This window comes from Hymenobacter mellowenesis (assembly GCF_030581005.1).
GTDB classification, from domain to species: domain Bacteria; phylum Bacteroidota; class Bacteroidia; order Cytophagales; family Hymenobacteraceae; genus Hymenobacter; species Hymenobacter mellowenesis.
The window spans coordinates 511,970-524,528 of sequence record NZ_JAUQSX010000001.1 but is presented as its reverse complement, the minus strand read 5'-3'; the positions used below and the strand labels follow the sequence as shown (position 1 = coordinate 524,528).

The 12,559-nt window shown below is 61.7% G+C and carries 3 protein-coding genes; 2 read left to right on the top strand and 1 reads right to left on the bottom strand.

Annotated features, from left to right (window positions below; all coding sequences use genetic code 11):
- Positions 1-27: 27 nt before the first annotated feature.
- Complete coding sequence (locus tag Q5H92_RS02175; RefSeq protein WP_369811107.1) at positions 28-5,214, bottom strand: translocation/assembly module TamB domain-containing protein; 5,187 nt, start codon at positions 5,212-5,214, stop codon at positions 28-30.
- A gap of 351 nt (positions 5,215-5,565) precedes the next feature.
- On the opposite strand from Q5H92_RS02175, the gene Q5H92_RS02170 reads away from it, so the two are divergent.
- Together Q5H92_RS02170 and Q5H92_RS02165 are read left to right on the top strand one after the other, a co-directional pair.
- A complete protein-coding gene (locus tag Q5H92_RS02170) occupies positions 5,566-8,373 on the top strand; it encodes a 4-alpha-glucanotransferase (RefSeq protein ID WP_305009825.1) in 2,808 nt (935 codons plus the stop codon).
- A gap of 665 nt (positions 8,374-9,038) precedes the next feature.
- Complete coding sequence (locus tag Q5H92_RS02165) at positions 9,039-12,395, top strand: T9SS type A sorting domain-containing protein (RefSeq protein ID WP_305009824.1); 3,357 nt, start codon at positions 9,039-9,041, stop codon at positions 12,393-12,395.
- The last annotated feature ends 164 nt before the right edge of the window (positions 12,396-12,559 follow it).

Genomic DNA, 12,559 nt, shown 5'->3' with positions numbered 1-12,559 from the left:
TATTCATTCCTCATTAAGCGCAGCGTTCTAGCGTAACGTGTCGGCTTTGGCCGTGGGCTGGTTTTGCACCGAATCTTTCTCGGCTTTCTTCTCGGCCTTCACCTCTTTGCGCTCGGCCTTGCGGTCAGCTTTCACTTGTTTCGGCACTTTTGAAAACAGGTCTTTCAAATCCTGGTAGTCGCGCTGGAACACCAGGCCTGCGCCCGTGCGCACAATCTGGCCGTCGATGTCCTCGTAGCCGTTCTGGCGGAATACGCGCACCCGGAGGCGGCCGTCGGCCAGCACGCGGTATTCCAAACTCACGTCGCCGGCCAGGTTGCTGGTGCTGCTCTGGCCCGAGGTGGTCTGGGTGCCCGAGCCGCCGCTCAGGTTGATGTCGGTGCCCACGCGCACCGTGAGGCGGTTGTTGAGCAGCTGGCGGCGCACGGCCACGTTGAGGTCGGTGCGGCTGCGGGCCTCGCCGGTGCTGTAGTCGGCTTGGTTGGTCACGCCCAGGTCGAGGCCCAGGCCGGAGAGGTACTTGTCGGTGAGGTTGGTGAGCTGGTCGGTGAGCACGGCGCTGGCGCTGCCGCGCAGCTGGGTGGCCACGATGCCCTCACCGCTGCTGGTCTGGAAGGGGTTCTGGGCCACAAACCGGCCCAGAATCAGCAGCGAAAACACCTGCTTGCTGAGCTCCGAGGTCTGGCTGGGCTGGCGCAGTTGGGCCAGCTTGGTGTCCACCTGCCCGTTGAGGGCGCCGCGCTGGGCTTCGGGCAGCGTGATGTCGAAGCCGATGGTGGGCTTGCTGAGCTGGTCGGTCACCTTCAGCAGTACGTTGAAGGGCAGCCGGTTTCGGGCAATGGTGTTGCTGGTCTGGTCGTCAAGGCCCTGGCCGGCCAGCAGTTCGGCCGGCGCGGCCTGCACTTTATAAATGGCGGTGATGTCGAGCGCCGCGTTGTAAGGGTCGCCGTCCCAAGTGATGGACGAGCCGCGGGCAATGATGAAATCGCGCTGGGCCAGGTCGTAGAGCGACATGTGGTACTGCCCGCGGGCCACGTCCAGCCGGCCGCTGAGCGTGATGGTACCATCCGGCGCAATGTTGGTGTTGAGCGTGCCGGCGGCCCGCACCTTCAGGTTGTCGCCGCTGGCCGGGTCGATGACGATGGTAAAGGGCGTGCGGTTGGTGATGGTGACCACGGCCGTGATGTCGTAGCCCGTGGCGTTCACCTTGGTGGTATCCACCACGGGTTTGCGGGCCAGCATAGTATCGAGCGGGGCGCTCTTGTCGATGAATTCAACGATGCCCGTGCGCTCCTGGGTGGTAGGCGTGGCCGCCGGCGACTCCACCGTGAGGTTGGAGCCATCGACAACGGTCACGCGGGTATCAATTTTGATGAGTTCCACCGGCCCGGTCAGGCGCGTTTCCGAATCGAGCACCAAGCGGCCGTAGAACAGCTCGTTGTTCTCGCGGGTGCTGCGCACGGCCATGAAGTTTTTGGTCGTGGCGCGCATGTCGAAGGAATAATTGACGAAATCCTTGCTCAGCAGGTAGCCGTTGATGACAGCCTTGTTCGAGGCCGAATCCAGCACCGTGAAATTGTTGAAAGCAATACCCCGGTCATCAAACGTGAGCGCCTGGTTGGGCAGGCGGAAGGGCGAGCCCAGCTGCGGCACAATGAACCCAGCGTCATCCGACGTATTGAGCGTGCCGCGCACGACGGGGGCGGAGGGCGCGCCCGTCACCGTCAGTTGCCCACGTATGTAGCCGGTGGCGTTGCGCACCTGACCCACCGAAAACGGCTCGACTAGTTTCAGGTTGAGGCGGTTAGCGTCCACGGTCAGGTTGAGCGGGGTGGGGCTGGTGGCCAGGTAGGTGCCTGTGACGTGCACGTCGTTGCCGGCGCCGCCCACGGTGCCGACTGCCCCGCCGGTCAGGCGCGCGTCGATGTCGTAGCGGCCCGCGCTGGGGTTGGTGGCATTGAAGGCGATGTCGCCGATGGACGCTTTTTGGAACACCAGGTTTTTGATGGTGGCATCAGCCGTGAAGGCTTGGTTAGGCTTGCCCAGATTGTCGATGCGGGCCGTGCCGTTGAGCTGCCCGGCCACCAGCGAATCCTGCTGCTGCACAATTTTGGCCAACTCGGCCAGCTCAAAATTGGTGAACGTGACGCCCAGCGGCGAAGTGGGCACCTGCGGGTTCTGGCTTTGCAGGGCCAGGGTGCTGCGGCCGTTGGTCAGGTTCAGACCGTCGGCCACCACGGCGCCGCTGGGGTAGTAGCGCACATAGTTGTTGGCGCCGGCCGTCCAGTTTTCATAGTTGATAACCTGCTCCGGCGCGGCCTGAAACTCATACACTACGCTGCTGTTTTTGCCGCCGCCCTGCACCAGGGCCTGCAGCGTACCGGCCACCGCCAGCCGCTCCCGGTTGGCCGAGTCGCCGAGGATGGCCACGCGGGTGAACAGCTTGTTATTGGCCACGTTGCCCACAATGCTGGGGCGCCGCAGCCGCAGCGTGGTATCCTGCGCGGCCTGGGCCAGGCGCAGGCCGTATTCCAGCTTGGCGGGGTCGGAGTCCACGTTCAGGCGCAGCGAATCGAGGCGGTAGTTGTTGTACTGAATGAGCGGGATGCTGGTGTTGGCCGTGAGACGGGCGGCCTGCCGGGAGTAGTCGCCGGCCAGCGTGAAGGGCGAAATCTTCTTCAGGCCCGGCACCAGCTTGGTGGCCAGCTTGGGGTCTTTCAGCTTGAGTGAGTACGTGAAGTGCCGGTCGGCCGCGCTGGGCAAGTATTTCACGCCGGGCACGTCGAAGTAGCGGTCCAGGTGCTGCTGCAGCTCGGTCGCAATATCGCCGAGGTGGACGTTGCCATCGAGGTTCACGTTGGCAATATCGGAGGTGATATCGGCGGTGGTGCGGGTGGCCGTCTGCACGATGCGGCCGTTGAGCGAGTCGAGCGGGAAGGGCTGATTGTCGCGCACAATCACGATGTTGCGGCCGCTGAAGGTGCCGTTCAGCGTATTCAGGCTGGAGCCGCGCAGGTTGGCCACCAGGTTGCCCTGCACGCGCAGGTCGCCGCCGGTGTAGAAGCCCAGCGCCGTGAGGTTGGCGCCGCGCAGGTTCAGCTTCGTGACTTCGTAGGTGGGGTTGCGGGCGTCGCGCAGGTTCACCACGGCCGTCAGGTCGAGGTTCAGGTTAGGGTCGCTTTTGCTGCTGGCGTTGATGACGTAGCGGTTGCGGTCGAGGTCGACTGTCGCGGCCACGCCTTTATAGGTATAGCCGTTGTAGCGGGCGCTCTGCACGTTGGCGCGCACCTGGCCCACCAGCGTGCCGGGGTCTTTCAGGTCGCCGGTGGCGTTGATGCGGCCCGTAGCTGTGACGCGCCCGATGGTGGGGTCTTTCAGCAGCTTGCCAAAGTCGAACCCGCCCACCGCGAAGGTGCCCACCAGCGGCTGCCGCCCGTTGGCCTGCGCCGCGCCTAGCCGCCCGCTAAACGCCAGGTTGCCGTAGGAGCTGCGTAGCTTCAGATTCGTATCAAACGCCAGCGTGGTGGGCCGGCCCTTGAAGGTGCCGCTCACCGCCAGCGTGGGCGGAATGCTGATGTTGTTCGGAATGCTGCCCTTGGGCGCGAGGCTGAGAATGTCGGCCCGCGTGGTATGAAAATCCTGAATGTCGAGGTCGGCATACAGCCGCGCATCGGTGTTGGGCAGGCCCTGAATCCGGCCGCGCCGGGCCTTGAGCACCGTGTTACGCAGGCCCACAAACTCCAGGTTGCGCACCGTGAAGTCGCCCACGCGCCCGGCAATCTGTCCGTTAAGCAGCACGCTCTGATTAGGGCCGGTATTGAAAGGCGAAGTGCCGGCCAAACCCGGCGCCAGGTACAGAATGTCGCGGAAGCCGAGCCGCACGTCGCGCAAGTCACCTTCAATCTTCAGATTTGGCAGCTTTTTGGTGTCGCCCAGCGCGGCCAGGCTTTCGTATCCTATTGCCAGCGTGCGCCGGATGCGGGTGTGCGGCGTGATTAAGTCGAGGCTGTCGAGGCGAATCTGCACCGAGTCGTACACCACATTGGCCTTCCACTTGTCGACCCGGAAACCGCTTTTCTCCTGCCCGGCCAGGTTGTCAACCTTGCCCGTGGTGCGGTTTTCCGAATAGCTCAGGTCGCGCGTGTTCAGCACGAGGTTGGTGAAGTCGAGGTGATTGTAGTCGAGCGCCGGAATGCGCGTGCGCTGCTGAGGCTGATTGAAGTTGTCGAACTTCACGGCCAGCCCGCTGATGTCGGATTGGTCGAGCAGCACGCGCCAGCCGGGCGCGGCGGCGGTTTGGCCGGTGGCGGCTTTGGCCTTGTCAGTAGCTTCGTCGAGCTTGCGCACGGCTTCGGCGGGGTTCACCACGCGCTGCTCCACGGGCACCTGCTCGTTTTGGGCGTAGGCAAAGGTGGTGTTCTTGAGGGTGAGCTTACCCAGACGCACGCGCTGCGCCTGCAGGTCGATGTCCTTGGCGGTGATATCGGCCAGGCCGATTTTCGTATTGATGTACTGCGCCGCCGGGTCGTTCTTGTACGTGAACTGCACGCTGTCGAGCGTGGCGCGGTTCAGGCCCAGCTGCAGGGTGAGCGGCTCGGTGGGGCCAGGGTTTTCCACTTCCGGCGCCGTTTTCGTCTGCGTGATGCTGATGGCCGAGCGGCGCAGGGCGGCGTTATCCACCTTATAGATGGAGTTGTCCACGTCGACCTCGTCCATATTGGCCGTGAACTCGCCGATGCGGGCCCGGATGTCGGAGCCGGTAATCTGGTCGTTTTGGGTGAAGTAGATGTTGGTGAGGCGGGCCTTGCCGATGTCGTATTTCAGGGCTGAAGCCGTGGTGTCGACCGGCGCGGTGGGGTCGGTGAAGGCCGCGATGATGAAGTCGTAGTTGTTCGCCGAATCGGGCTCGGTGCGGGTAAGACGCACGCGGCCGTCGTTCAATTCCACGTTCGAAATATTGACCTGGCTATGCAGCAGGGCCCAGATATCGAGGTCGACGCCGAGGTGGCCCACCGACAGCAGCGTGTCGCGCTTCTGGTCTTCGAGGTACACACCGTCGAGGTTGATGGCGTGGCGGAAATCCGTCCGAAACTTGCCGATGCGAACCTCCGTGTTCAGCTTGCCACGTAAATAATTCTCGGCTTTCTTCGCCACAAAATCCTGTCCGGCATTGGTTTGCAGGTATACCACCACCGCAATAGCGAGCAGCAACACGAGGGCAATTAACCCCAACAATCCGTAAAGGGCACGACGCAGAAAAGTGGACAAAGCAGGACGGGATTAGCAGCAACACAAAGCAGGGCAGCCCTTCCAAACGCAAAAACGTATGCCGGGGTTGGAAACTAGGGCTACGCTTCACGAAGAAGACAGCCGAAGCACTAAAGAAGCCAACCCGGCAAAACCCGGCAAGCAACACTTGTCGGCGCATCTCTGCCGCTCCGTTAGTTCAATCGATTGCACAAAAGCGGCAGTTCTCGTTCAACATCCGCCGCCGGATGAGCTTTCATTCCTTACTTCTCATGAAGACGGGCCTTATCTTTCGACCCGAAATCCCACCAAGTCCCCATGACAATACGTTTTTCTCTTCCCTATCGCACGGTGCTGGGCCAGCGGCTGGCCGTATGCGGCTCGCGCCCGGAGCTGGGCAACTGGCAGCTGGCCGGAGCCGCCCTGATGCACTACGACGAAGCCACCACCTGCTGGCACCTCGACCTGGAAGTGCCCGATGCCGCCGGTGTCCTTGCTTATAAGTACGTGCTGCTCGACACCAACACTGGCGGCCAGCATTGGGAATACGGCCCCAATCGCAGCCTGACTTACGACCCCGCCCGCGCCCAGGCCGTGCGCCTGGCCGACTATTGGCGCGCCCCCGCTCAGCCCGAAAACGAGTTGCTAACGGCCGCCTTCACCAAGGCCCTGTTCCGCCGCCCCGGCCGGGCCACTCTGCCGGAAGCCCCGTCCCCCAAAGCCAAAAAAGCCTCCGTCAAAGGCTCTAAGGCTGCTAAAACCGCAGCTGAAGCAGCGCCTGAACTTGCCAGCCACTCGCAAGCCGCCGCAGCCGGCGAAACCGCGTTCCGGCTCGTCGCGCCCCGCGTGGCGCCGCACCTCGGCCTGTGCATCCTGGGCTCCGACCCGGCGCTGGGCGCCTGGGACAACACCAAGGGCCTTGTGTTGTCCGATGCTGATTACCCGACCTGGACCGGCCGCGTGAAGCTGCAAAACCCCGGCGAGGACTGCCATTACAAGTATGCCATGTGGGACGCCGCCGCCGGCCACGCCCTCGACATGGAAGGCGGCGAAAACCGCGTAGTGCCCGCCACCCAAGACCGCACCGCCGCCCGCGTCTTCAACGACGAAGCGTACCAGCACGCCACGGCCTGGCGCGGGGCCGGCGTGGCGCTGCCCGTGTTTGCCATGCGCTCCGAAAATGGCCTTGGGGTGGGAGAGTTCTCCGATTTGAAGCTGCTGACCGACTGGGCCGTTCAAACCGGCCTGCAGCTGATTCAGATTCTGCCCATTAACGATACCACGGCCACCCACACCTGGGTCGATTCGTACCCGTACGCGGCCATTTCGGTGTTTGCCCTGCACCCGCAGTTTATCCACCTCGAAGGCATTGCCGCGCTCAAGGACAAGAAAGCCGCCAAGGAGCTGGCCCAGCTCAAGCAAGAGTTCAACGCCAAGGATTTCGTGGACTATGAGCCAGTGATGAACGCCAAATGGAAGTTTCTGAAGCTGCTTTATAAGCAGGAAAAGCAGCATTTCCTGGCTGATGTCGGCTACCGCGCCTTCTACGCCAGTCAGGCCGAGTGGCTGGTGCCCTACGCCGTCTTCTCCGCGCTACGCGACCGGTTCGGCACTGCTGATTTCCAGCAGTGGCCCGCCGAGTTCCGCCGCCCGCAAAACCTGGAGGCCCTCACCGCCGAAACCGCGCCCGACTACGACGAATACGGCCTGTTCTTCTTCGTGCAGTATCACCTCGACAAGCAGCTGCTGGCCGCCGTCGATTACGCCCGTTCGCGCGGCGTAGTGCTGAAGGGCGACCTCCCCATTGGCATCTACCGCCACTCGGTCGACGCTTGGACGCAACCCGAGCTTTACCACATGGACAGCCAAGCCGGCGCCCCACCGGATGATTTCTCCACCACCGGCCAGAACTGGCGTTTCCCTACCTACAACTGGGAGCGCATGGCCGAGGACGATTACAAGTGGTGGAAGCAGCGCATGGGTCACCTGGCCCGCTACTTCGATACCCTGCGCATCGACCACATCCTGGGCTTCTTCCGCATCTGGGAGATGCCCATTGAGTCGGTAGAGGGCCTGCTGGGCCACTTTTCGCCCGCTCTGCCCATGCACCGCCACGAGATTGAGCACCGCCTCGGCTGGTTCGATTACTCACGCCTGTGCGAGCCCTATATCCGCTGGCACATGCTCCAGGACATCTTCCAGGGCGAAGCCCAGCAGGTGTTCGACGAGTACATGTACGACGCCAGCTACGGCCGCATTCACCTGAAAGAAGAGGTGGATAATCAGCGTAAGATTGAAGCCTACATCGCCCAAAAGATTGCCGACTACCCCGAGCACACCGATTATTTCCAGTGGCTGCAAACCGGTCTGTTCAAGCTGGTGAACGAGGTGCTGTTTGTGCCAGCCGGCAACGACTTCTACCACCCGCGCATCACGCTCAACAAGAGCTACTCCTTCCGCGAGCTGGACTCCGACGAAGACCGCCGCCGCCTCTACGACGACATCTACATCGACTTCTTCTTCCGCCGACACGAGGAATTCTGGCGCCAGCAGGGCTTGGTGAAGCTGCCGCCCGTGCGCTACGCCACTGACATGCTCATCTGCGGCGAAGACCTGGGCATGGTGCCCGCCTCGGTGCCCGGCGTGATGAAGGAACTCGGGATTCTGGGCCTCAACATCCAGCGCATGCCATCGAACCCCGCCACCGAGTTCGGCCACCCCGACGCCGCGCCCTACCTGAGCGTGGTCACGACCAGCAGCCACGACATGAGCACCATCCGCGGCTGGTGGGAGGAGGACCGGGTGCGCACCCAGCGCTTCTTCGAAACCATGCTGGGCCACTGGCGCGAGGTGGCGCCGTTCTACTGCGAGCCCTGGGTGGCGCGCGAAATCCTGGTGCAGCACCTGCACTCGCCAGCTATGTGGGCCATTTTCCCGCTGCAGGATATGTTGGCCATCGACAGCCACCTGCGCCGCGCCAACCCCCACGACGAGCAAATCAACGTGCCCAGCAACCCTACGCACTTCTGGAAGTATCGCCTGCACCTGCCGCTTGAGGAACTGGTAGATGCCGTGGGCTTCAACGAGCCGCTGCGGGCACTGGTGGCGGCCAGCGGCCGCGGGTAAACGGAGACAGCTCCGCTAGCTAGGGAGCCTAATTGCCAAGGGCGAATCATCATTCATTGATGGTTCGCCTTTTTTATTAGCACAGCTCAGGGATTGTCAAGTGGTTTTATGATTTTTACTGGTTAAGCAATTTTGCTTAGAATTTTCATAGTTATAAAAGGAGTTTTTCAAATTATAATTAAAATCAACTCGGGCGACAGTTGATTCTATGCCTCTAAAGCAGATAATTACAGGCCTCATTGGGGCTTATTAATAATTTTATCAATGTATTGACGAGATTTTCAGAATGTGCGTTACAATTTATTTATTGTAAAAATACATAATCATTAAACAGAGTGTATTTACTTTGTGCAATAAACGTCCTCATATGCGTTGGCCGTTGATTAATGTGATTTTGTATTTTAATTAGTATCCTTTGAATTGGGCTGAAGAATTGTTCAGCAGCTTGGCTTCAGTGAATAACCGTTCGGTCAGTCACAAGCTGGTGCGCAAATGGACACGATGCGCCACGCTCAGTTCCCGGCCGTGCGTCCATTCTCAATGCAACGGGCCCTTGAGGGCATAAAAGCCAATACGCTGCTGTAGAAGCCAGTCTACCCCTTCATTCAGCCATTAAAACGCGAACATCTCACTTATAAATTTTTACAATGAACATACCCTTACGATTGAAAACTAGCTTTTTAGCCGTTGTGGCGGTGCTGGGCTCGGCGGCCAGTGTGTTGGCCGAAGGTTCGAAGCAGCTTACCCCCAACACCAATCCGAGCGTGGCGCTGACGGACCCGGCCAACACTCGTTCGGGCTACCTATCGCACGATGACAACTCGCCGGCCGCCGTGTCGCTGGGCTTCCTGAAGCCCTCGACCTGGGTAGGGCCCGGTGGCGACGCGTTTTCGGAAGACTACCGCCTCTACGTGCACCTCGAACCCAACGAAGTGCTTTACTATGGCGTGCACCGTAACATTCGCACCGGCGCCGCAGCCGCTGTGGTCCAGTCCGACCTTATTCTGACCCTGCGCTACGGGTCCGGAGCGGGCAACGTGGTCCAGACCACTACGCTGGCGCGCAACACGGCCAGTACCAACCAGGCGCTGCTGCTGGCGCAGAACGGCGTCATCAACACGGCCGCCGAAGCCTTGGCCGGGCCGCAGCCCAACGCGGGCGGCTACGCCCCGCTGGTGTACACCAACACGACGGGCGCCGCCCTCGAATTCTACATCGAGTTCACCCAAGTGGGCGAAAGCGGCATGACGGAAGAAAATAAGCGTTCCGAATACGACTTCTGGGACTTCACGGTGCGCAGCGGCGGCGTGGAAAAGCCCGGGCGCTTGTACAGCAAGTACTGGGCTTTCTCGGCGGGGTCCTCGGTGGGCTCGAGCGATACTTTCCAGAACCGCTTGTCGGCTACGTTCAACCTCTTTCCTATGGTGGAGAGCCGCAAAACGCCGGGCCAGTACTACGTGAAGCAGGTGGAGCTGGCGGGCATGCGGCCGCTGTCGTTCTACTACGTGAGCAACGAGTTCGGCTCGACCTTTAACCCGGCGACCCGCAACACGGTGCAGACGCGCCAGCGCAGCCAAACCAGCCGCACCAGCTACGCGCAGTACCCCAACTTCGTGAACAGCCCCGACGAATCCGTCTGGCCCAGCGCGGCCATTCCCACGGTAAGCACCAGCGCCGCCACCTTCTGCAACAACGGCGTGACGCAGGTGGCCTTCACCACGCGTAGCGACGAAACGGGCGCTTTCGACATTTTGATTGACCTAAACGGCAACGGCATCAACGATGGCGTGGACGTGCTGCTGCAGCAGCAGGTGGCCGGGGGCACCATCAACACCATTGTGTGGAACGGCCGCAACAAGAGCAACGTCGTGGTGAACCCGACCGGCCAAACCATCAAGTACAACTTCATCAGCAAAGGCGCCACCATCAATTTCCCGGTGTTCGACGCCGAGGGCAACCCCGACGGCTTCCGGGTGCGCAACGCCCGTTCCGGCAACGCGACGTATGACTTGTTGTATTGGGACGATACCAACCTGACCAATTTTACTAATAAGGGTGTGCAACTCTCGGGCGTGGACTCGACGCCGGGCGTGCACATCTGGGGCACAGCCAACAATGAGGGCGACACCTACACCGTGAACAGTTGGACCTACGGCTTCACCGTGTTTCAGGGGGCCAAAACCTTTGTGTACACCACCGCCTGCGACAACGACGGTGACGGCGTGGACGACCTGGTGGACATCGACGACGACAACGACGGCATCCTCGACGCTATAGAATCGTTTTCGCCGGTGGGCCTGGCCTCCAACGACGGCTCGTACGTGGACCCCAGCGCATTCGTCGGGACGGCGGGTGTGCCTGTTTTCCTCAATCCGGGCTACTACCACCCCGTGCTTGGTGCTTACCGCGACGTCAACAACGACGGCATCAACGACATATACGACACGGACATGGACGGCATTCCGAACCACTTGGACCTCGACGCCGACGGCGATGGCCTGACCGATGCCTTTGAGGCTAACGGCAACGCCAACCCGACCTATACCTACGGTCCGGTGACGACCACCGTCAGAGGCACGGTCTACATTCACGAAAGCCACTTCGACGCGACCCTGGGCCGCTACACGACCACCGCTGCTGCCGCTGCTACGGCTTCGGGCGAACAGGCGGGGGTTGGTTCCAACGGCATGCCCGACGCCGTAGAAAGCTCGGTTGTGTATGGCACCACGGGCAATGGCGCCAACACGCGCTTGACGACCACCGAATCGGGAGTTAACAATAAATACACGGCCCTGACGGCCGATGCCGACGGCGACCTGCGCACCAGCGGCAGCTTCACCAGCCGCGCCTACAACTACCTCGACCTCGATTCCGACAACGACGGCATCACCGACAACCGCGAAGCCCAAACCACGGCCGCTTACCGCGCCCCCAGCGGCGTGGATACCGACCAGGACGGCATCGACAATACCTACGACCCGACGCCCGGCACCGGCCAAACCCTCGGCGTGGCCCTAACCACCGTGGCCAACACCGACGGCGACGCAACGGCTGACCTCTTCGACACGGATTCGGACAACGACAACGCTTCCCGGTCGGCCATGGCCATTTCCCGGCAAACGGCCGACTGGAGCGAGGGCTTCGACACCAACGGCAACGGCTTTGCCGGCGACGAGCTCGTGGCCAAGGCCCGTGCCTTTGCGGCCGCCAACCCGGAAATGGCTTCTTACTATGCTGTGACCGGCCCGGGCGGCTCCACCACGGCTTCGCCCTTCCTGATGGTGAGCAAGACGGTAGCCGGCGACAAAATCCCCGCCTTCCTCGACCCCGCTTCGTCCTACTACCACGATGACAACTTCAACGGCTTGGTTGATTTGTTCGACCCCGCGTACGGCGGCTCTCCTTCCTTGGCCCCGCGCAACGGCACGGGCCAGCCCGATGCCAACTTCCGCAATACGGCTGTGTCTACGCCTCTGCCGGTGGAGCTGACGGTCTTCACGGCCAAAGCCGTGGACGCCGACGCCCTGCTGACCTGGACCACGGCTTCGGAGAAGAATAACGACCATTTCGTCATCGAGCGTTCTTTCGACAGCCGCACGTTTAGCGCCGTGGGCACCGTGCGCGGCCAGGGCAGCACCACCCGCGCCACCGAGTACCGCTTCACCGATGCAGGCGTGGCCCGCTTGGCGCCCGGCACGGCCTACTACCGTCTGCAGCAGGTCGATGCCGACGGCACTGCTTCCTACGGTCCCGTCCGCCAGGTACTGTTTGGCACGGATAAGGCGGCGGTATTCATTTACCCGAACCCAAGCATGGAAAACAACGCGACACTGGACCTCCGCGGCCTAGCCGCTGGCACCTACCAGGTGCAGGTTCTCGACCTGACCGGCCGCGTGTTGCGCACGCAGCAGGCCGGTGCCGAGGCTGCCGTGCTCAACCTGCAGGGCTTGGCGCAAGGCTCTTACATGGTGCTGGTACAGGGCACCGGCGTTAGCCAGGCCCTCAAGCTCATCCGCCGCTAACAACCAAAGCAGCTGGCGCCTCGCTAGCGGCAGTTCTATCATAACTCAAGAAAAGCCCCGTCGGTATCCGGCGGGGCTTTTTTGATTTTGGAGCGTGGCCAGTGGCTACCAAGACAGTCGCTACTGGGAGCCCTGCCTAGGCAGCGCTAAATAAGATAACAAAT

Bases quoted from the DNA above. Each gene is read 5' to 3' on its own strand.
- Q5H92_RS02170 (WP_305009825.1), top strand. From the start codon at position 5,566: ATGACAATACGTTTTTCTCTTCCCTATCGCACGGTGCTGGGCCAGCGG.